Here is a 21,420-nt window from a genome sequence, read left to right as displayed (position 1 = left end):
GGAGCGCCGTCCGGCGTTCACGACCAGAGCTCGAGCGCCAGGCGCACCACGAGCCGGTCCTTCTCCTTCTCCGCCTCGGGCAGCAGGCGGTAGGGCAGCCGCTGCTCCGGTGACGCCCGCCGCCCGTTCCGTACGAGCCACGCCTCGTGCACGGCGTGGCTCGCGGACTCCATGAACTCCTCGCCGTACAGGTCGGCCCCGCGCCTGCGGCCCTCCGCCACCTGCCTGACCGCGACGACCGCCGACTCCCGGTTCTCCCCGCTGCCAGTCGCCCGGCAGGTCCCGATAGCCGGTGTTGGCGATGTCCACCTGGTCGGTGCCGTGCCGTCTCACCCAGGCCCGATCAGCGGTCGTCCTGATCCGCGGCTCATAGCCGCCGCCCGGCAGCCGGCGTCCCGCGCGCCACTCGTCGTGCAGACGGCCGGCCAGCCTCTCCACCCTCCGGGCCCGCGGCCCCCTGAAGAGGCCGCGGAAGACGCGCCCGATTCTCCTCATGACTGCTCTGAGCATCCCCTGAGCCGCCGGGTGAAGTCCTTCCTGCTGCCGGTGGCGGGTTTGGGCGAGGGTGGGATTCGCGGACTCCGGCGAGAACGGTTCGGCCCGAGGAGCGGCTTCCTCACGGGTTGGCCCCCGCCGCCGCAGCGGCCCGGCCGAGCGTCCCGCCAGGCCGGAGGTCACCCGCGTCACCTGCCGATACCCACCTTTTTGTGGGTACTTGTCGCGGGATACGGCGGCCGGAACCATGGTCATGGGCGGTCGCGCGGCCGCCGAAAGCCGGTGCGAAGGGAGGCATCGCCGTGTATCAGGAAACCCGCTGGGACTCGGCCAGCCTCTCCAGGCGCCGGTGGCCCCAGTCGGAGAGCGGAGCCAACGCTTCGGACAGCTCCCGGCCGAACTCGGTCAGCGAGTACACGGTCTTGAGCGGCCGGACATCGTGCACCTCCCGGTGGACGAGTCCGTCGGCCTCCATCTCCCGGAGTGTCTGAGTCAGCACCTTCTCGGTGAGACCGGGCAGCCGCCGGCGCAGCTCGCCGGGCCGGTACGGGCGCGATTCCAGAAGCCAGAGCAGGATCGTCTTCCACTTGCCGTCGATCACCGCGATCGCGGCGGTCACTCCACAGACGTTCAGGTCCTCGGCGCGGCTGCGCGTCATCTTCATCCCATTCATTGCCGTTTGTTGATTTCCAAGCAGGAGTTGGAACATGACGTCACATACCGAACAGTCTGCCGTCACCGTGCTCGGCCTGGGGCCGATGGGCCGGGCCCTGGCCGGCGCCTTCCTCGACGCCGGCCTGCGAACCACGATCTGGAACCGGACACCTGGCCGGGACCGGGAACTGGTCGAGAGGGGCGCGGTGAGCGCTCCGTCCGCCGAAGAGGCGGTCGCCGCGAGCGGGTTGACCGTGATCTGCGTGGTGAACTACGACGCGGTGGACGCCGTCGTGCGGCGCGACACGGTCGCGGCCGTGCTCAAGGGCCGCACCCTTGTGAACCTGACCGCCGACACCCCCGACCGCGCCCGCGACACCGCGGCCTGGGCGGCCGAGCACGGCATCGGGTACCTGGACGGCGCGATCATGACGCCGACCCCGACCATCGGCACACCGGCCGCCGTGTTCCTCCACAGCGGCCCGAAGGAGCTCTACCTGGAGCACCGGCCGGTGCTGGACGCCCTGGGCGGCACCCACACCCACCTCGGCGAGGACGCCGGCCGGGCGGCCGCGTACGACATCGCGCTGCTCGACGTCTTCTGGACCGCGATGGCGGGGTACGCGCACGCCCTGGCGATGGCGAGGGCCGAAGGGATCACCGCGCGGGAACTGGCCCCGTTCGCCAAGGGCATCGGCGCGATCCTCCCCCCGCTCTTCGACCAGTTGGCGGACGACGTGGACGGCGGCACCTTCTCCGGCGAGGGCAACCCGATCACCTCGGCGGCGTCGTCCGTGGCCCATGTCGTCCACGCCTCCGAATCCCATGGGATCGACGCGAGCGTGATGCGCGCCGTCGACGACCTGGTACGGCGCACCATCGACCAAGGCCACGGCACGGACGGGTTCATCCGGATCACCGACACCCTCAACCCCCGCTGAGAGGGACGATCAGGCTGTGGCGAGCGTCGCGCGAAAGCGGTCGTGGGCGCGTTTCGGGCGCTCGCCGTCAAATGAGCGGCGCTGCGCTGCGGCGCGTGGCTGTTCCGGTGTGAATCACGGCGGTTGTGTGGGCGTTCCGGGTCCTCGCCGTTGATGGAGTGGCGCTGCGCTGCGGCGGGTGGCTGTTCCGGCGCGCCGTGATAGCGGGCCTCTGGTGATGCCGCTGGCGCGGCCGTCGCGGGCGCGGTGGTACCGGGCACGGTCTTACGCGCGCCTCCACAACCACCCGCACTCCGCTCCGCTCCCCACCGCACCGGCTTCCCGCCGTCACGCGCCCTGTCTCGCTCCGGGTGGCCGCCGTCGGCGTACTTCGTCGGGGGTTGCCAGTTGGGGAAGTCGCTCCGTTGCGCATCGAACCCCTTCTCGTTGAACTGGAGGACATCACGGCCCGCGAGGAGCACTGGAACGAGTTGATCATCGATCCGGCCGCCGCGGTGCGGATGTTCTGACCTTCCGGTTTGGGCCACCGAGAGGACGGCCGCATCTCTTGCCCAGGTGTTGGCCCGCACGGGAATGAAATCCGGCGCAAGGAGCGAACCGGCCACCTGGGTCGGGCTGGTGTGCCGATCGGGTTACAGTCTCGCGGGCCGGCCCTTGCCTACCCGAGCAGGCGGTTCGCCCTTCACCACCTGGGCGTCAGGCGGTGACGCGGGTGTCCCAGTCGATGTGGTGGCGGTGCACGGGGGCGAACATCTGCTCGGGGGTCGGAAACGCCGTCTGAGCTTTGGCCTTGCCCGCCTTCGCCTTGTTCTTGGCGGAGGCGTCCCCGGCGATCGCCGACACGCGGGGGCGACGCAGCCGCTCGTACGCCGCGAACGCCTCCTCGACGGTGGGCAGGTCACGCAGGCAGCGAGCCAGTTCGACGGCGCTCTCGGCGGCCAGCGACGCACCCTGGCCGGAGCTTGAGGAGGGGGCGTGCGCGGCGTCACCGACCAGCACCATCCGTCCCCGGTGCCAGGCCGGGACGTCGGGCATGGCCTCCATCGGACCGACGACCATCAGGTCCTCGGGGGAGGTGCGGGCGAGGAGGGCCTCGCCGGGGACGTGGCCGGCGTACAGGGCACGCAGTCGCTCCAGCCATTCGACGGCGGGGATGGCGCGGGCCTGCGCGGCGGTCAACGGGTCGTCAGAGGGCAGGCTGCCGAACCAGACGACCCGGCCGTCCGGCAGCGCCCAGTGGCCGAGGAAGGCGCGCCCGAAGGTGAAGTACATCATCCCCGGCTCGGCCTCCACGCCGTCGCCCGGCGCGATGCCGCCGAAGCTGAGCACCCCGCCGTAGACCGGGCCGGGCGCGTCGGGGTCGATCAGGGTGCGGACGGTCGAGCGGATCCCGTCCGCGCCGACGAGGATGTCGGCACTCGCCGTGGTGCCGTCGGCGAATGTCGCGGTCACCCCGTCCGGGCCTTCCACCGCGCTGACCAGTCGCTTGCCGTAGTGCGTCTCGACGCCCTGCTGCGCCGCGTGGTCGGCGAGGGCGCGGAACAGGTCCGAGCGGGTCATCGCCAGTGTCTGCGGCAGGCCCGGGAAGCCGTGGAAGTCCGCCAGCCGCCGCCCGGTGGCGTCGGCCATCACCACGCCCGGCACCGGCTGCCCGACCTTGGCGACGGCCTGGTCCGCGCCGACGGTACGGAGCGCGTCACGGCCGTTGGGGGCCAGGGACAACATCGCGCCCACGCCATCGGCGGCGGTGTGGTGCGCCTCGAAGACGGTCGCGGTGATGCCCGCCCGGGCCAGGGCGAGGGCCGTCACCGGCCCGGCCACGCCGCCACCGATCACCAGGGCCGTCCGCACGTCGCTCATATCCGCTCCTTTTTGGGGATCCGTTACGCAATCGATAGTCACATTGAAACTAGTAACTCGTCAACTAGATTCGGAGTATCATCACCTTCATGGCCGTACGCAGCTCGCCCCTCGCACTGACCGTGCTGTCCCTCTTGCACCACAAGCCGCTGCACCCGTACGGGATGCAGCGGCTGATCAGGCAATGGGGCAAGGACCAGGTCGTCAACGTGAGCCAGCGGGCGAGCCTGTACCGGACGATCGAGCGGTTGACCGCCGAGGGCCTGATCCGCGTCCGCGAGACCGAACGCGACCAGGCCTATCCCGAGCGGACCGTGTACGAGTTGACCGATACCGGCCGGGCGACCGCCCGCGCCTGGATGGACGAGATGCTCGCCACACGCAGGCGGGAGTTCCCCGAGTTCCCCGCAGCGCTCTCCCACCTGCCGATGATCATGTCGGAGGAGGCCCTCCCCGCTCTGGAGCGCCGCGCCGCCCAGGTCGACACCGACCTCGCCGAACTGGACGCCGTCCTCGCCGCAAACGTGGTCGACGGTCACCCCCGCGTCGCCGCGCTGGAGACCGAGTACCTCCGCGCGGTGGCCGTCGCCGAACGCGACTGGCTGCGCGCGGTGATCGACGACCTGCGCTCAGGCCGCCTCGAATGGCAGGGCGCCTGACGCGCCCCGCCCCGTCGGAGACCCGCCCGAAAGGCCCCGTATGGGCGCCGTGCCGGTCCCGTACGCATGCGGATCCTGAGGCCTGATGTGCTGCTTTCGGACGCTGGTGACGGAGCTTGGCGATGCACCCCGGCGACCTGGCCTGAATCGCGCTCCGGCTGACCCGCAGCCTGCGCCTTCGTGGTCAACGGTCGGACGAACACTGAGACAGCCGGTACTTCTCGGAGTGCAGACCCGGATGTCAGCGCTTTGGATGCTGAGGTTCCGCGTTTCGGGTGGCTCGGTCGATGCTCTGGGCGCGGATTCCGTCAGATCAGCAGCAGGGTCTTGCCCACGGCGGTGCGGTTCTCGATCGCGGCGTGGGCGTCGGCAGCGCGCTCCAACGGGAAGGTCTGGCCGATGACCGGCCGCACGAGCCCGGCCGCCGCCTGGGACATCATCCGCTCCGCCCACCGCTCCACGTTCGGTCGAAAAGCGAAGAGCTGCTCAATGCCGATCACGTTCACGCCCTTGGCCCGCGCCTCCGCGGGATCGATGAGCGTCGCCTCGCCGCTGGAGGCGCCGTGCACCGAGAACCGGCCGCCGCGGGCCGTCACCTCGAACGCGGCACGCCCGATCTGCCCGCCGACGCCGTCGAACACCACATCCGGCCCCGCACCGCCGGTCGCTTCGACCACTCGCTCGGTCCACCCCGGTTCGGTGTAGTCGACCGCGAGTGCGCCCAGTTCCCGGATCAAGCCGAGCTTCCGCGCCCCGCGGGCCGCTCCGACCACCCGAGCGCCCGCAGCGCGGGCGAGCTGCACCAGCAGGCTGCCGACGCCACCGGCCGCCGCCTCGACCAGCACCCAGTCACCGGCGCCGATGTCGGCGTTCTCGGCCAGGCCCTGTGCGGTGCTGCCGTCGCTGTGCAGAGCGACCGCTTCCGGAAGGCCCAGTCCGTCCGGCACCGGAAACAGTTCCTCCACCTCGGCCGCCGCCCGCTCGGCGAATCCGCCGACCTCCCCAGTACCGGCGACGACGCGCCGGCCGAGCCAAGCCGGATCCACCTGCGCCCCGACCGAACTCACCCGTCCGGCCACCAGACCGCCCGGCACATACGGCAACGACGGCTTGGCATGCCACTTGTCGAGGCCGCGCCGGATCTGCGTTTCGACGAACGTCACGCCCGCGACAGCCACGTCGACCACGACCTGGCCCGCCTTGGCCACCGGATCCGGTGCTTCACCGGCCACCAGCACTTCCGGGCCCCCGAATGCCATCACGCGAACCACCCGCATACCGCCCAACCCCTATCCGTTCTTCGATGTGGAACCCGAGCATGCAACCTCAACCAGACTTGAGGTCAACATGCCGGTTGTCCCAGCCACGGCGCGGGGGCGTGACCTCAACGGACCCATGCTGGAACCGCCTGGTCGCACGGGCGCGGGAGGGCCCGGCGGGGGCGTGACGGTGGGAAGCCGGTGCGGTGGGGAGCGGAGCGGAGTGCGGGTGGTTGTGGAGGCGCGCGTAGGACCGTGCCCTGTACCACCGCGCCCGCGATGGCCGCGGGAGCGGCATCACCAGAGATCAGCTATCACGGCGCGCCGGAACAGCCACCCGCCGCAGCGCAGCGCCACTCCATCAACGGCGCGAACAGGGAATGTCAGGCCGCCCGCCGGAGCACAGCGCTGCTCATCGACGGCGAGCGCCGCGCACCCCACCACGCGGTGTCGCCCGACCCGTCGTACGGCGCTCAGCCCGTCTTGGTGCGGCGGCGGGCGTCCTCGAGGTAGCCGTTGAGCGCGGCACGGGTGGCGCGTAAGGCGGAGTCGGAGGTGTCGAAGGTGCGCTGGGCCACGCCGACGAAGATGCAGTCCACGATCAGGAGCTGGCTGATCCGGCTGGCCAGCGCCCCGGGGCGGAACGCGGTCTCCCGGCCGGCCGACACCAGGACGTGGTCGGCCAGCTCGGCCAGCGAGGAGCGGGGGTTGTTGGTGATCGCCACGGTGACCGCCCCGGCCGCGCTCGCCAGGCGCATGGGGCCGAGCACGTCGGGCGTCTCGCCGGTGCAGCTCACTCCGACGGCGACGTCGCCGGCGCGGACGAGGGCGGCGCTGGTGAGGGCGAGGTGCGCGTCGGTGAAGGAGTGGCCGGGCAGGCCGATGCGCATGAGTTTCTGCGCCATGTCGACCGCGACCAGCCCCGAGGCCCCCACGCCGTACGCGTCGATCCGCCGGGCCGAGGCGATGGCCTCCACGACGGCGGCGAGCCGCTCGGGGGAGAGCTGGGCGGCGGTGTCGGCGAGGGCCTCGGACTCGGCCCGGGTGACCTTCGCGATCACGTCGGTGAGGGGGTCGTCGGGGCCGAGGTCACCGGGGACGAGGCGTTCGGGCTTGGCGCGTGCCACGGCGGCGGCGAGGGCGAAGCGGAGCTGGGAGTAGCCGGCGAACCCGAGGGCTCTGGCGGTGCGCACGATGGTCGCCTCGCTCGTGCCGGAGGCGGCGCTGAACTCGGTGATCGTGCTGCCGGCGACCATCGCGGGGTCGTCCAGGATCAGGCGGGCGACGGCTTGGGCCGCGGGGGTGAGCGACGGCAGGACCGCCCGCACCGTCGCCACCAGATTGACCGGGTTGGGCCCTTCGTGTTCGTTCACCCTGCCGCCTTCTCCTGTCCGGATCTCGGTTCTTCGCCGCCGGTGAGCCAACGAGCGACGACACGCTCAGATGCCCGTGAGACGCCGTGTGTAGTGACATATACCGCCCCAACTGGTTCGGCGGGAATGCCGGTCTCCACCACGATCGCGTCCGGCCGGGCCTGTACGGCTGTCGCCACCAGTTCGCGGACCCACGCGTGCCGGCCCGCGTCGTGCACGACGAGAACGACCGGCCGATCGCCGCTCAGGTCGGGAAGCGCGGTGGCCTCCGTCATGATCGTATGGCCCTCGGTGCCGGGAAGCAGCCCGGCCAGCTCACGGGTGAGGCCGGCGGGGGCTCCGGGCTCGACCGCCCGGCTCATCCGGGGCGCGACGTGGATCACCAGGGGCGGCTGGGAGAGCGGTACGGAGGCCGCGTCGGACGCGACGACGCGCATGGCGGCGCGGGCGGCTTCCAGGCCGAGCTCCTCGCCCTGGAGGTCGACGGCCGCCGCGGGCTCGGCCGGGCGGCGCTCGGCGGCCCGGGCGGCGTGCCAGTCGGCGAGGGCGAGGACCCGGGCCGCGGCCTCGGCGAGGCGCTCCTCGGGCAGCCGGCCGTCGCGCACCGCCTCGACGATCGCGTCCCGCAGCGCGTAGACGCTCTCGCCGCCGGGGGAGGAGACGCCCACGCAGATCGCGTCCGCTCCGGCCGCGAGCGCGCGTACGGCGACCTCGCCGGGGGAGTGGAGCGCGGCGACGGCGCGCATCTCGATCGCGTCGGTGACGAGCATGCCGTCGAAGCCGAGCTCCTCGCGGAGCAGGCCGGTGAGGATCCGCCGGCTGAGCGTGGCGGGGACGTCCGGGTCGAGCGCGGGCACCAGCAGGTGGCCGCACATGATCGAGCGGACGCCGGCCTCGACCGCCGCGCGGAACGGCGGCAGGTCGCGCTCGCGGAGCACGTCGAGGGAGGCGTGCACGGTGGCCAGCGCGAGGTGGGAGTCGGTGACGGTGTCGCCGTGGCCGGGGAAGTGCTTGGCGCACGCCGCCACCCCTTCGGCCTGGAGGCCGGTGATCCAGGCGGCGGTGTGCCGGGCGACGAGGTCGGGGTCGGGCCCGAAGGAGCGGATGCCGATCACCGGGTTGGCCGGGTTGGCGTTGACGTCCGCCACGGGCGCGTAGTTCAGCGTCACGTCCGCGGCGGCGAGGAGCCGGCCGATCGCCTGGGCGACGCGTTCGGTGCGGGCGACGTCGTCCACGACGCCGAGCGCCCGGTTGCCGGGCCACGAGCTGCCCAGCGCGGCCTCGAACCGGGTGACCGCGCCGCCCTCCTCGTCGGCCGCGACGACCACGGCCGGGTTCTCCTCGCGCAGCGCGGCGACGAGCGCGGCCGTCTGCCCGACGTCCACGATGTTGCGCGCGAACAGCACGGTGCCGCCCAGGCCGTCGGCGAGCGCCCCGCGCAACCACGCGGGCGGCGCGACGCCGTCGAAGCCGGGCTGCAGGACGGTCATGGCCAGCCGGTCCAGGCTGGAGCTGCGTGCGGGCACGAGGTCACCCTCCCGTGTTGACGTCTCGAAGCAGGTTACACATCAATGACACTTTCTTTCACCGTCATTGATCTGAAAGTAAGTTTCTGCCAATCTCGCGCTCGGCGCCTTCTTCTTCATCCCCCACGGAGGTCCGATGATTTCCCCCACCCGACGTTCCGTCCTGCGCGGCCTGGCTCTGGCCGCCACCGCGACGGCTCTCCCCCTGTCCGCCCTCGCTTCCTCGCCCGCCTTCGCGGCGGGGAACCCCGACGGTCACATCCCGCCGCTGCGCCAGATGCGCGGGATGTGGATCGCTTCGGTGGTCAACATCGACTGGCCGTCGAAGCCGGGCCTGACCGTCGACCAGCAGAAGGCGGAGTACCTCGCCTGGCTCGACCTGGCGCAGGCGCGCAAGCTCAACTCGGTGTTCGTCCAGATCCGGCCGACCGCCGACGCGTTCTGGCCGTCGAGCTTCGAACCGTGGTCGGAGTGGCTGACCGGCGTTCAGGGACAGGACCCGGGCTACGACCCCCTGGCCTTCCTCGTCGAGGAGACCCACCGGCGCGGTCTGGCCTTCCACGCGTGGTTCAACCCGTACCGGGTGTCGATGCAGCCGGACCCGGCCAAGCTCCACCCCGAGCACCCGGCCCGCAAGCACCCGGACTGGATCGTCCCGTACGGCGGCAAGCTGTACTACAACCCGGGCATCCCCGAGGTACGGGCGTTCGTGCAGGACGCGATGATGGACGCGATCACCCGGTACGAGATCGACGGTCTGCACTTCGACGACTACTTCTACCCCGTGAACTCGACGGCGTTCGACGACAGCGCGGCCTTCGCGAAGTACGGCGCGGGCTTCCCCGACCTCGCCTCCTGGCGGCGGAACAACGTGGACCTGCTGGTCCAGGAGATGCAGCAGCGCGTACGGCAGGCCAAGCCGGAGGTCGCCTGGGGCATCAGCCCGTCGGGCATCTGGCGGAACAAGTCCACCGACCCCCTCGGCTCGGACACCGCCGGCGGCCAGTCCTACGACAACCTGCACGCCGACACGCGGGGCTGGGTCAGGAAGGGCTGGCTGGACTACATCGCGCCGCAGATCTACTGGTACATCGGCCAGTCGAACGCCGACTACGCGAAGCTGATCCCCTGGTGGTCCGGCGTCGCGTCCGGCACCGGCGTGCAGCTCTGGATCGGCCAGGCCGCCTACAAGGCCGGCGTCGACGGGCAGCCCGCCCAGTGGTTCCGGCCGGACGAGCTGACCAATCACCTCGCGCTCAACCGGAACCATCCGGAGGTCGGCGGTGACATCTGGTTCAGCGCCGTCGACGTGCGCGAGGACCGGCTGGGCTCCCTCTCCACGGTCGCGACCGACCACTACACCCGGCCGGCCCTCGGCCCGCTGCTGCCGCGCCTGGCGGGCGGTCGCCCGCCGCGCCGGCCGGTGCTCGCCAACGCCCGCAGGGCCGCGGGAGGCGCCGAGCTGCACATCGTGGCCACGGGCCCGGAGGCGCCGTTCCAGTTCGCGGTCTTCCGGTTCGACCGCGAGGCCGGGCGGGGCGACTTCGCCGACGCCCGCAACCTGGTCGCGGTCGTGCCGGGTGGTCGCAACGTGCGCTGGACCGACCCCGAAGGGGGCGCGGGCGCGCACTACTACGTCGCGGCCGTGGACCGGGTGAGCCGGATCAGCGAGCCGAGCGACGGCCGCGCGGTCCGCTGATCCGGGGCCGCCCGATCAGGCGATGAGCCTGCGATGGGCGGCCAGCAGGTCCGGAGCCTCGGGGGCCTCCGGCGCGGCGCGGTGGAGGGCGAGGGCGGCCGCCCCCGCCGCGCCGTCGCGGGCGGGGAGCGCGGGGCCGCCGAGCCCGGACCTGACCAGGCCGGCCAGCAGGGTCGGCTCGGTGAGCAGCGACCCGGCCAGCACCGTCGGCCCGGCCTCCTCTCCCAGGGACCGCGCCGTGGCCACGAGCCGGCGCGCGGCCTCGCGCAGGATCTCCAGGGCCGGTTCGTCGCCCAGGCGGCCGGCGGCCTCGACCGCCGGCGCGAACCGGCCCAGCCACGCGGGCCCGCCCTCGGTGACCCCGGCCTGGACGGCCCGTACGACCGCCCCCGGGGTCAGACGCGCGCCCGGCTCCCCCGGGACCTCCACCAGGGCGTCGCGGATCGCGCACTCCGGCGGCCCGTCGAGCAGCGCCGTGGGCGCGCCCCGGCCGTCGAGGGCGCCCAGCACGGCCTGTACAGCACGCCGTCCGATCCACACCCCCGAGCCCTCGTCGCCGAGGATCCAGCCGTACCCGTCGGCCCGGGCGACGACGGCGCGCCCGCTGATCCTGGCGGCGACCGCGCCGGTGCCGGCGATGAGCACCCGGCCCGAGGGCTCCTCGGTGGCCCCGGCGAACGCGGCGAGGATGTCCGGCGCCACCACGGGCCGCCCGGGCAGGCCGCAGGCCCGCCACGCCTCGGCGGCGAGCGCCTCGGCCCGCTGCGGCGCCGATCCCGCGCCCGCGAGCGCGAACACCCCGCCCGCGACCCGGTCGCGCTCCAGGCCGGACAGAGCCCCCTCCAGCGCGGAGCGCAGACTGCCCGCGGGGTCGGCGGCGGAGAGCACGTTCGCGCCCGCGCCGTGTCCCCTCCCGGCCACGTCGCCCGTACGCGTCGCCACCACGCAGCGGGTGCCGGTGCCCCCGCCGTCGACGCCGATGACCAGAGTCGTCACACGCTCTCCATGTGTAGATAATCTTCCAAGAACTATATTCCTATGAAGAATCCCGACAAGGAGCAGGCGTGCGGGTGCTCGGGCTGATCTCGGGGACGTCCCACGACGGCATCGACAGCGCCGTCGTGGACTGGACCATGGCCGCCGACGGCGTCCTCACGGGCGTGGTCGAGCACGTGGGCGCGCGGCCGTACGAACCGGAGCTGCGGGCCGCGATCGTCGCCGCGTTGCCGCCGCATCCAGTGGACATGGCGCAGGTGTGCCGCCTGGACACGCTGATCGGCCAGGCGTTCGCCGGGGCGGCGCGGGAGTGCCCCGCCGCCGACCTGATCTGCTCGCACGGGCAGACCCTCTACCACTGGGTCGAGGACGGCCGGGTCCGGGGCACGCTGCAGCTCGGCCAGCCCGCCTGGATCGCCGAGAGCCTCGGCGTCCCGGTCGTCTCGGACCTGCGCGTCCGCGACGTGAGCGCGGGCGGCCACGGCGCGCCCCTGGTGTCCGCGTTCGACCTGCCACTGCTGGCCGGACTGCCCGGCCGGGCCGGGGCGCTCAACCTCGGCGGGATCGCCAACCTCACCGTGCCCGCCGTCCCGGTGGCGTACGACACCGGCCCGGCCTCCGCCCTCCTGGACGCCGCCGTGCTCGCCGCGACGGGCCGGCCGTACGACGAGGACGGCAGGCTCGCGGCGGCGGGAAGGGTCCACGAGGGGCTGCTCGCCGAGTTCCTCGCCGACCCGTACTACCGGCGCACACCGCCCAAGAGCACGGGCAAGGAGCTGTTCCACGAGGGATACCTCGCCAGGGTGGCGGCGCCGTACGCGCTGGACCTCCCGGACCTGCTCGCGACGCTGGCCGCGCTGACCGGGGAGACCGCGGCGGCGGAGATCCGGCGGCACCGGCTGGACACGGTGGTCGTGTCCGGCGGCGGCGTGCGCAACCCGGTCGTCATGGACGAGCTGCGGCGCCGGGCGCCGGGCGTCCGCTTCCTGGTGAGCGACGAGCTGGGCGTGCCCTCCGATGCCAAGGAGGCGATCGCGTTCTCCTACCTGGGCTGGCTGACCGCGAATGGGCTGCCGGGGACGGTGCCCGGCTGCACGGGCGCGTCGGGGGCGCGGATTCTGGGCACCGTCACCCCGGGACACGGCCCGCTGCGGCTGCCCGCGCCTCTCACGGCGCCACCGGAGCGGCTCCGGCTGCGCTGACCCGCGGTTCGGGCGGCGGAGTGTCCGGGATCGAGAATGGGACTGTAAAAGGACGCGATTAGGGCTTTCCGTAATCCCTGGGCGGGCGAAGTATGGAGATACGGGAGGCCCGCCCGCAGCCGGGCGCCGTCCTCCCTGCCGTCTTGCCGGGGGACCGCTCCCGGGTGGAGGAGGGACTCGATCGTGACGGAGACGCCCCAGACGGGCCGTGCGACCCGTACACGCGCGGCCACGACGCCCCGGCCGACGAGGAAGCAGCCGGCCGTGGAGAAGCCAGCGGGCAAGCGGACGACGACGGCGACGCGGACCACCACGCGTACGCGCGCCGCCACCCCGTCCGCGCCCGCACCTACGCCCACGCCGATGCCGAGCGCGATCAGGCCGGAGCGGCATGACGGGCACAACGGGCAGTTCACGCTGAACCTGCCCATGCTCAGCCTCCAGTTCCACCGGCCGCACATGCCGCACCTGGAGATGCCGCACATGAGCCGTCAGGAGGTCGGCCACGCCGTGGACGTGGCGCGGTCGTTCCTCCCGCCGCCGGAGCGCGTCATCTACTACGGAGGCCTCGGCGCCCTCGCCGTCCTGGGCGTGATCGAGTGGCCGGTCGCCGCCGCCATCGGCGTGGGGACCATGCTCGCGCAGCGCGGACGCATGGAGGAGTCCAAGGCCTGGTCGCGGGAACGGCAGACTCCGACGGCGACGACCGCCGGTGCCGCGCGGACGCGCAGGTGATCCCGCCGTCCTGTCCGGGCGGCGGCCAGACGCCCGCCCGGACCGCCGCCCGCCGCCCGACCCACATGACAGACCGGAGCCGCTGACATGGCGCTTCCCGGACTGTCCGCTTTCGGCACGCTGCTCAGCATCCTCCCGGAGCCGCTGCGAAGTTTCGTACCGCGCCCGCGCCGCGTCCAGGCGTGCGCGGGCGGAACCCGGATCGAACTGCGCCACATCGGCGGTCCCGGAACGCGGGACGCGGCCGAGGCGCTTGAGGCCCGCCTGCGTGAGGCGGGCGCCGTCCGCGCCGAGGTGAACGGCGCGCTCGGCTGCGTCTTCGTGTACCACGCCGAGGACGCCGACCTGTCCCGCCTGCTGGCGATCGTCCAGGAGTGCGACACGGGCGAGGCCGAGCCCGACGGCCAGGAGGCCGACCCGGCGGGCGGGGGCGAGTTCCCCGACCTGAGCGACCTCGGTGACGCCGGTGACGTCGGCGACGAGGAGGAGGCCGAGGAGGTCGAGCAGGCCGGCGGCGTCCGGTGGGCGCGCGACGGTGTGGAACAGCAGGTCCACGCGGGCATCGCCCTGTTCGGCGGCCTCGCCGGCACCGGCCTCGCGCTGGCCGGGCTCCTCACCCATGTACGGCGGCTGCCGCCCACCGTCCCCGCCTTCGTGGGGCTCGTCGAGCACATGCCCCGGGTGCGGGTGACGCTGGAACGCCGGATCGGGGTGCCGGCCACCGACACGCTGTTCACGGCGAGCCGCATCGTCGTCTCGACGCTCGCGGTGCGGCCCATCGCCCTGTTCCTCGACTCGCTCGCGGCCGGGGGCCGGTTCGCCGACGCCCGGGCGGGCCGTCGCGCCTGGGCCCGGCGCGAGGAGGAGTTCGCGGCGCACGAGGGGACCTACCGCCACCTGCGCGTGCCCACCAAGCCCCGCCCCGCGTCCCTGCCGCACGGCCCGATCGAGCGGTACGCCGAGGCGGCCAGCCTCGCCGCCCTGGGCGCGCAGGGCCTCACCTCGGTGATCAGCCGCAGCCAGGAGCGCGGCGTCTCGGTGCTGATCTCCACGACGCCCAAGGCGGCCCGGCTCGGCCGGGACGGCTTCGTCAGCGTCCTCGTACGCGTGCTGTCGGAGCGTGGCGGCATCGTGCTGCACCGCATCGCGCTGCGTCGGATGGACCGGATCGACACCGTCCTCATCGACGCCGCCGTGCTCGCCACCGGCGGGTGGGAGATCGAGGAGGTGGTGCCGCTCACGCCGGACCTCGATCGCGACGCGCTGCACGCCCGGCTGTACACGCTCCTCGACCTGAAGAAGCCGGACGCGCGGCGCACGGACGGCGACTGGGTCGCCGAGCCGCTCCTGCGGGAGCGGGAGCCGGAGACGGGGGAGGTCGAGCGGCTGGCGCTGTGGCGCGAGCGCGGGGTGCGGCCGGTCGAGGTGCGGAGGGACGGCGCGCGGGTCGCGCTCGTGGGCCTCGCGCCGGAGCTGCACCCGCTCTCGGAGGCGCTCGCCGCGGCGCCGATGGGCGCCGTCCGCGTCGTGATCGCCGGAGGGGAGCCGGGACTCGGCCGCCGCCTGGGCGTGGATCAGACGGCACAGGGCGCCGCGCACCTGGTCGGCACGGTGCGGAGCCTCCAGCAGGACGGGCACGGCGTCGCCCTCGTGTCGCGGCGCTCCCCGCACGGGCTGTCGGAGGCCGACCTCGGCATCGGCGTCTTCCGGAGCGGCTCGTCCCACGTGCCGTGGGACGCCGACGTGATCGCCGACCTGGAGGGCGTCCACCTGCTGCTGCGCGGCCTGCCGTACGCCAGGAAGGCGAGCGAGCAGAGCGTCCGGGTGACCATGTTCGCCGCCGTGCTCGGTCTCGGGATGGCGGCGCTCGCGCCCGGCAGGCGCGTGATCCCGAGCGCCCTCCTCCTCGGCGATGCCGCCGCGCTGGCGACGATGGTGGTCGGCGCGCTGGTGGGCCGCGGCCTGCGCGGCGAGCGGCCGCCGACCGCCGCCGATCGCACGCCCTGGCACGCGATGGCGACGTCGGACGTGCTGACCCGGCTGGACACCTCATCCGCCGGCCTGGAAGAGGAGGAGGCCGCCCACCGACGGGGGGCGGTCGCGCTTCGCGTGCCGGAGAAGCCGCCGTCGCTGGTCCGGGCGTCCGTCGAGGAGCTCGCGAACCCGCTGACCCCGGTCCTCGCCACCGGCGCGGGGGTGTCGGCCGTGGTCGGCTCCGTCCTGGACGCCGTCCTGATCGGCGGGGTGATGGTCGTGGACGCCGTCCTCGGCGGCGCCCAGCGCAGGGACGCCCAGCGCGCCCTGCGCCACCTCACGAAGGAGACCGAGATCCACGTACGGCTCCTGCGCCGGGGCGGCCGCGGGGGAGCGATCGCCGAGGACCTGGTCCAGGGCGACGTGATCGAGCTGCGCGCCGGGGACGCGGTGCCCGCCGACGCCCGGCTGATCAGGGCGGTCGGCCTGGAGGTGGACGAGTCCACGCTCACCGGTGAGTCGCAGCTCGTGACCAAGACGACGGCGCCCACGGCGGCGCTGGCCGTCGCCGACCGGACGTCCATGGTCTACCAGGGCACCACCGTCGCGGCCGGGCACGGCCTGGGCGTGGTCGTCGCGGTCGGCGGGGGGACCGAGGTGGGCCGCACGGCGGAGATGGGCCGCGAGGGGCCGCCCCCGAGCGGGGTGGAGCTGCGCCTGCGCGAACTGAGCCGGCGCATCCTGCCCGTCGCGCTCGGCTCCGGCGCGCTGCTGATGGTGATCGACCTGCTGCGCGGCTCGCCGGTCGCCTCCGCCGTGTCGACCGCGGTGAGCCTGTCCGTCGCCGCGGTCCCGGAGGGGCTGCCGTTCATCGCCACCGTTGCCGAGCTGGCCGCCGCCAGGCGGCTGTCCACCCGCAACACCCTGGTCAGGAACCCCGCGACCATCGAGGCGCTCGGTCGCGTCGACGTGCTGTGCTTCGACAAGACCGGGACCCTCACCGAGGGGCGCATCAGCCTGGGCCGGGTGTCGGACGGCTGGACGGAGGAGGATGTGGACGCGCTCACCCCGCGGCTGCGCCCGATCGTCGGCGCCGCCCTGCGCGCGTCCCCCCGGTTCGGGGGCGGCCGGGCCATCCCGCACCCGACCGACCGGGCCGTGGTGGACGGGGGGACCCGCATCGGCGTGACCCCCGAGGACGGCCTGCGCGAGTGGACGCGCGTCGACGAGATGCCGTTCGAGCCCGCCCGCGGCTACCACGCCGTGCTCGGCCTGTCCGAGACCGGCCACCTGCTGAGCGTCAAGGGGGCGCCCGAGGTCGTGCTGGAGCGCTGCGACAGCGTCGTACGCGACGGCGAGGTCGTCCCCCTGGACGACAAGATCCGGGCGGAGCTGGGCGAGGAGGTGGACCGGCTGGCCCGGCAGGGCTACCGCGTGCTCGCCGTGGCCGAGCGCCAGGCCTCCAGCCGGGCCGACCTGGACGAGTCCCGGATCAGCCGGCTGTGTTTCCTCGGCTACCTCGGCCTGTCCGACCCGGTACGGCCCACGGCGAAGCGGAGCGTGGAGGGGCTGATCCGCGCCGGGGTCCGGGTCGTCATGATCACGGGCGACCACCCGAGCACGGCCGAGGCGATCGGGGCCGAGGTCGGCGCGCTGAACGGGATGCCCGTCATGACCGGCCCCGAGATCGACGAGATGGACGACGACGCGCTGGTGGAACTGCTGCCCAAGGTGTCGGTCTTCGCCCGGGTCACCCCCGCGCACAAGGCGCGGATCGTGTCCTGCCTGCGTCGCGCCGGGAAGGTCGTGGCGGTCACCGGCGACGGCGCCAACGACGTGCCGGCGATCCGGCTGGCCGACGTGGGGGTGGCGCTCGGATCGGGGGCCACGCCCGCCGCCCGCGCCGCCGCCGACATCGTCGTGGCCGACAACCGCATCGAGACGATCATCGACGCCATCGTCGAGGGGCGGGCGATGTGGGGATCGGTCCGCGAGTCGCTGGGCATCCTGCTCGGCGGCAACGTCGGGGAGATCCTCTTCACCGTGGGCTCCAGCCTGCTCACCCGGCGCAGCGCGCTGAACGCCCGCCAGCTCCTCCTGGTCAACCTGCTCACCGACATGCTCCCGGCCATGATGGTCGCGGTGCGCCCGCCGAGCGCCACCAGCCCGGAGAAGCTCCTGGAGGAGGGTCCGGAGGCGTCCCTCGGCGCGGCCCTGACCCGCGACATCTACGTACGCGCGGGGACGACGGCCGCGGGCGCCGGGCTGGCCTGGGCGCTGGCGCGGATGACCGGGACGCGTGGACGCGCGGACACGGTCGGGCTGATCGGCCTGGTCTCGACGCAGTTGCTGCAGACGCTCATGGCCGGCGGCAGGGACCGCCCGGTCGCGCTGGCCGCGCTGGCGTCGCTCGCCGTCCTGGCCCTGATCGTGTCGGTCCCCGGGCTCAGCCAGTTCTTCGGCTCCCGCCCGGTCGGGCCGGTAGGCTGGGGCATCGGGCTCGGCTGCGCCACGGGGGCAGCTCTGCTGGGGCGGGTGGTCGAGCGGGCGGCCGCCGTCCACCCGGCGGTCCCTCCTGTGGGCCATCCCGAGGTCTCCGCCGCCCCGCAGGTCACAGGGGTCCCTGCCATCGCGGGAGCCGCCGAGTAGTCATAGCCTGTTCATCTTCCGTTCACCTAGATGGTGCCTCGCTATCCGTTTATGTGGTGGAATCTGGCCGTAAGTGCAGTTTCACCCCGTGAGGTATCAAGTGACCGAGTTCCTGGCTTCCGTGCTGGCCAAGGCGGCCTTCATGCTCCTCGAGGCCCTCATCATGCGGATCGTCCAGTCCCTGGTTCTGTCCACCATGCGTACGGGCGGGATGCGTACGGGCGGGCCCCAGCCGGTCTTCTTCCAGGCCGCGTAGGGGCCCCGCCCGCTCCTGTCCGGTTCGGCGGGCGTTCCTCAGCCGCCGAACACGTCCTGCTGGTAGCGGCCCTCCGCCTCCAGCCGGCTTACCCCTTCTTCGCCGCAGATCTCCACCAGCGCCCGGCGCACCGCCGGGGCCATCCGCACGCCGTCGCCGCAGACGTACACGTACGCTCCGCGGTCGACCAGGTCGCGCACGCCCTCGGCGTCCGCCAGCAGCGCGTCCTGGACGTACCGGTGCGGATGGCCGGGCAGCGCGGAGAACGCCACGCGCACGTCCGCGTCCCAGGTCTCGTCCCGGTACAGCCAGTCGTGCTCGGGGTGGCGGCAGCCGTAGAACACCTTCGCCGGACCGGCGTCCGGCAGCAGCGACCGCTCCTCCAGGAAGCCGCGCAGCGGCGCGTAACCGGTGCCGGGGCCGATCAGGACCAGCGGCGTGGCCGGGTCGGCGGGCAGGTGGAACGGGGGAGAGGGCACCCGGACGTACCCGTAGAACGTGTCCCCCGGCTCAAGTCCGGCCAGGTAGGCCGAGCACATCCCCCGGTACCGCCCCGCCCCCGACCACGCGGGGCCGTCCACCAGCCCCACCGTGATCCGCACCCGGCGCGGCCCGGCCAGCGGCGAGGACGAGATCGAGTAGAAGCGCGGCCGGATCGGACCGCACATCTCCAGGAACGCCTCCAGCGGCAGCGCGATCGAGGGGAACCGCTCCAGCAGGGCCAGCACCGACACCCGCTTGGCCAGCACGTCCTCGGCGTAGTCGATCCGGGCCAGCTCGCCCCGCGTCCACGGGCACTCGGTGAAGGACGCCAGCGTCTCCAGGTCGGAGCGGGTGGCGACCTCCTGCAGCTCGACGAACTCGGTCAGCAACAACTCCACCGGCACCGGCACGCCGAGCGGCAGGTGCGTGGAGCGCTCGCCCTCCTGGCTCACCCGCACCACCTGCCCCGCGGGCAGTCGCAGGCAGCGTGTCGCCCAGGCGACCAGCTCGGGGTCGTTCTTCGCGTACACGGCGAGGTGGTTGCCCGCCTCGTACGTGATGCCCTCGGGCAGCTCGGCGACGATCGAGCGCACCCCGGGCCGGGGCCGCTCCTCGCCGAAGTCCCACAGCCCGGACGGATCCCGGACCAGCTCCTCGTTGGAGGTCACCGTGAGCGGGACCGCCCGATCGGAGACGACCGCGGGCCGCACCTGCGTCTGCGTCAGCAGCTCGGCCCGGTAGCGGCGGCCCTCCGGCTCGGCCGCCGCGCCCGCGCCGTACTCGGCGGCCAGCGCCGACCAGAGCGTCGCCGTCCATGCCCGCACGTCGCCGTCGAAGTCGCCCGAGGCGTCGGCCTCGCCGCGCGGGACGAGCTGCTCGGCCCCCGCGGCGAGCAGCTTGGCCTCGACCCTCCTCGGGAACGCCTGGTACGTCGGCCACTGCGTGTTTCCGCAGCCCAGCACGGCGAAGCGCAGCCCGCGCAGGTCGCCGAGACTCTCCGCCGCGTCGAAGGCGGCGGCGTTGTCCGGGGCCTTGCCGTTGTAGCTGGCCGCGACCACGACGAGCAGCCCGTCCCGGGGCGGCTCCAGCGCGTCGAGCGAGGTCAGCGTGGTCGCGAAGCCGGACCTGCGGGCCCGGTCGGCGACCTGCTCGGCGATGTCCTGCGAGGTGCCGAGGTTCGAGCCGTAGGCGACGGTCAGTCCCACCCCCTGGACTTCGACCTGGGCGCCCCGCTCGTCCTCCGCCTCCGCCGGGGCGGGCGCGGGCGCGGCGTCCAGCCGCTCGGCCGCCCGGCGCGGCCGCACCCGCACCGTGAAGTTGTCCGGCTTGACGGTGAGGGTCTGCTTGATCTCCATCCGGTACGCCTCCGGATCGGAGATCGCGAACCGCTGGAGGACGAGCGCGAGCGCCAGCCGGGCCTCGGTGAGCGCGAACTGGCGGCCGATGCAGGCCCGCTCGCCGTTCCCGAACGGCTTGTACGCGTGCGGGTGGTGCGCGGCCTTGTTCTCGGGCAGCCAGCGGTCGATGTCGAACTCGTCGGGCCGCTCCCACGCCTTGGGGTGGCGGTGCAGCGGCGGCAGCAGCACCACGCACTTGGACCCTTTCGCCACCGGGTAGCGGCCCCCGATCACCGTGTCCTCGTACGGCGCCAGCCCGATCGAGGGGATGGGCGACCAGATCCGCAGCGTCTCGTCGAGGATCCGCGGGACGACGTCCAGCTTCATGATCGTCTCGTATGTCGGGACGGTGTCGCCGGGCAGCAGGCGGTCGACCTCGGCGTACGCCTGGGCCAGCACCTGGGGGTTGCGCAGCAGGTTGTAGATCGCGAAGGAGAGCAGGCCGCTGGTGGTCTCGTGCCCGGCGATGAGGAAGGTCAGCACCTGGTCGCGGATGTTGGCGTCGGAGAGCCGCTCGCCGGTGCGCGGGTCGGCCGCGTCCAGCATGAGTCCGAGCAGGTCGGTCTCGCCCGTGCGGGCCCCGGCAGCGCGCCGCTCGCGGATGACCTCGTCCACCAGCTCGCGCATCCGCGCGATGTCCGCTCGGTACGCCTCGTCCGCCCGCCGCTTCACCCTGGTGACGAACGGGAGCTGGCGGTTGCGCGCCATCGCCTCGGTCAGCGCGTTGCCCATCGATTGCAGAAAGGGGTGCAGCTCGGCGCTCCGGAAGGAGTCGAAGCGGTAGCCGAACCCGGTGAGCGAGATCGTGTCCAGGGTCAGCCGCGTCATGTCCTCGGGCACGTTGACCTCGTCGGAGCGGGCCCACTTCGCGGCCAGCGCCTCGGCGACCTCCAGCATCTGCGGGAAGTACGCCTTCATCGACCGCTGCCCGAACGCGGGCAGGAGGATCCGGTGCGCCTGCCCCCAGACCGGGTCGTCGCCGCGCGCCGTGAAAAGCCCGTCACCGGCGAAGTCACGTACGGTGGAGAGCGGCGCGTCCACCGGCTTGTAGAACCTGCTTTCGTCGCACAGCTCCGCGACCAGGTCGGGATCGTAGACGAAGAGCACGCTCCTGCCGGGCAGCTCCATGCGGTAGAGGCCGCCCGGGTGCCGCGCGGCCACCTCCTCGAAGTACGCGCTCGGACGGTCGCGCGGGACGCGCAGCGCGTTTCCAACGACGGGCAACCCCCGGAGGCTGGGAACGGACGCGAGCTGGGCCATGT

At 73.4% G+C, this 21,420-nt stretch carries 15 protein-coding genes; 7 read left to right on the top strand and 8 right to left on the bottom strand.

Going from position 1 to position 21,420, the window contains the following annotated elements; translation table 11 throughout:
• Window positions 1-17 precede the first annotated feature (17 nt).
• Window positions 18-221: a hypothetical protein gene (locus tag AWQ68_RS31960; RefSeq protein WP_066947687.1), complete on the bottom strand. Its 204-nt coding sequence runs from the start codon at window positions 219-221 to the stop codon at window positions 18-20.
• A 581-nt stretch (window positions 222-802) separates the two neighbouring features.
• Window positions 803-1,153 (bottom strand): winged helix-turn-helix transcriptional regulator, encoded by a 351-nt coding sequence (locus tag AWQ68_RS31955; RefSeq protein WP_066947814.1) that lies wholly within the window; start codon window positions 1,151-1,153, stop codon window positions 803-805.
• 49 nt (window positions 1,154-1,202) lie between these two features.
• Between AWQ68_RS31955 and AWQ68_RS31950 the strand changes: the two genes are divergently transcribed.
• Window positions 1,203-2,090 (top strand): NAD(P)-dependent oxidoreductase, encoded by an 888-nt coding sequence (locus tag AWQ68_RS31950; protein WP_066947685.1) that lies wholly within the window; start codon window positions 1,203-1,205, stop codon window positions 2,088-2,090.
• 696 nt (window positions 2,091-2,786) lie between these two features.
• Here AWQ68_RS31950 and AWQ68_RS31945 read toward each other — a convergent pair.
• Window positions 2,787-3,950: an FAD-dependent monooxygenase gene (locus AWQ68_RS31945; protein WP_066947682.1), complete on the bottom strand. Its 1,164-nt coding sequence runs from the start codon at window positions 3,948-3,950 to the stop codon at window positions 2,787-2,789.
• Between the two features lie 89 nt (window positions 3,951-4,039).
• Between AWQ68_RS31945 and AWQ68_RS31940 the strand changes: the two genes are divergently transcribed.
• Window positions 4,040-4,609 (top strand): PadR family transcriptional regulator, encoded by a 570-nt coding sequence (locus AWQ68_RS31940; RefSeq protein WP_066947679.1) that lies wholly within the window; start codon window positions 4,040-4,042, stop codon window positions 4,607-4,609.
• Between the two features lie 308 nt (window positions 4,610-4,917).
• Here AWQ68_RS31940 and AWQ68_RS31935 read toward each other — a convergent pair whose 3' ends face one another.
• The 3 genes from AWQ68_RS31935 to AWQ68_RS31925 form a co-directional block, all read right to left on the bottom strand.
• Complete coding sequence (locus AWQ68_RS31935; RefSeq protein ID WP_066947676.1) at window positions 4,918-5,886, bottom strand: zinc-binding dehydrogenase; 969 nt, start codon at window positions 5,884-5,886, stop codon at window positions 4,918-4,920.
• A 455-nt stretch (window positions 5,887-6,341) separates the two neighbouring features.
• Entirely contained in the window at window positions 6,342-7,241 is a 900-nt protein-coding gene (locus tag AWQ68_RS31930) for a MurR/RpiR family transcriptional regulator (RefSeq protein WP_084464616.1), read from the bottom strand.
• A complete protein-coding gene (locus AWQ68_RS31925; protein ID WP_174554170.1) occupies window positions 7,238-8,767 on the bottom strand; it encodes a glycoside hydrolase family 3 protein in 1,530 nt (509 codons plus the stop codon). Before AWQ68_RS31925 ends, AWQ68_RS31930 begins: the two co-directional genes overlap by 4 nt.
• 136 nt (window positions 8,768-8,903) lie before the next feature.
• On the opposite strand from AWQ68_RS31925, the gene AWQ68_RS31920 reads away from it, so the two are divergent.
• On the top strand, window positions 8,904-10,466 hold the full coding sequence (locus AWQ68_RS31920; protein ID WP_066947673.1) for a glycoside hydrolase family 10-like protein: 1,563 nt from the start codon (window positions 8,904-8,906) through the stop codon (window positions 10,464-10,466).
• Window positions 10,467-10,481: 15 nt separating this feature from the next.
• Here AWQ68_RS31920 and AWQ68_RS31915 read toward each other — a convergent pair whose 3' ends face one another.
• The gene (locus AWQ68_RS31915) at window positions 10,482-11,462 is read right to left on the bottom strand and encodes an N-acetylglucosamine kinase (RefSeq protein ID WP_066947670.1); all 981 of its coding nucleotides are present in this window, start codon (window positions 11,460-11,462) and stop codon (window positions 10,482-10,484) included.
• A 68-nt stretch (window positions 11,463-11,530) separates the two neighbouring features.
• Here AWQ68_RS31915 and AWQ68_RS31910 point away from each other — a divergent pair, with 68 nt between their 5' ends.
• From AWQ68_RS31910 to AWQ68_RS43785, 4 genes are all read left to right on the top strand, one after another.
• Window positions 11,531-12,664: an anhydro-N-acetylmuramic acid kinase gene (locus tag AWQ68_RS31910; protein WP_066947667.1), complete on the top strand. Its 1,134-nt coding sequence runs from the start codon at window positions 11,531-11,533 to the stop codon at window positions 12,662-12,664.
• A 264-nt stretch (window positions 12,665-12,928) separates the two neighbouring features.
• Window positions 12,929-13,399, top strand: coding sequence for a hypothetical protein (locus AWQ68_RS31900; protein WP_157546008.1), 471 nt, complete (start codon window positions 12,929-12,931; stop codon window positions 13,397-13,399).
• Window positions 13,400-13,486: 87 nt separating this feature from the next.
• Complete coding sequence (locus AWQ68_RS31895) at window positions 13,487-18,022, top strand: cation-translocating P-type ATPase (RefSeq protein ID WP_066947658.1); 4,536 nt, start codon at window positions 13,487-13,489, stop codon at window positions 18,020-18,022.
• 100 nt (window positions 18,023-18,122) lie between these two features.
• Window positions 18,123-18,278 (top strand): hypothetical protein, encoded by a 156-nt coding sequence (locus tag AWQ68_RS43785; RefSeq protein ID WP_169809024.1) that lies wholly within the window; start codon window positions 18,123-18,125, stop codon window positions 18,276-18,278.
• Window positions 18,279-18,316: 38 nt separating this feature from the next.
• Here AWQ68_RS43785 and AWQ68_RS31885 read toward each other — a convergent pair whose 3' ends face one another.
• Window positions 18,317-21,418, bottom strand: coding sequence for a bifunctional cytochrome P450/NADPH--P450 reductase (locus AWQ68_RS31885; protein ID WP_066947653.1), 3,102 nt, complete (start codon window positions 21,416-21,418; stop codon window positions 18,317-18,319).
• Window positions 21,419-21,420: the final 2 nt, after the last annotated feature.

The sequence above is a fragment of the Microtetraspora fusca genome (genome assembly GCF_001570365.1).
GTDB classification, from domain to species: Bacteria; Actinomycetota; Actinomycetes; order Streptosporangiales; family Streptosporangiaceae; genus Microtetraspora; species Microtetraspora fusca.
The sequence above is the reverse complement of the archived record's forward strand: the minus strand, read 5'-3'. Positions and strand labels throughout refer to the sequence as shown.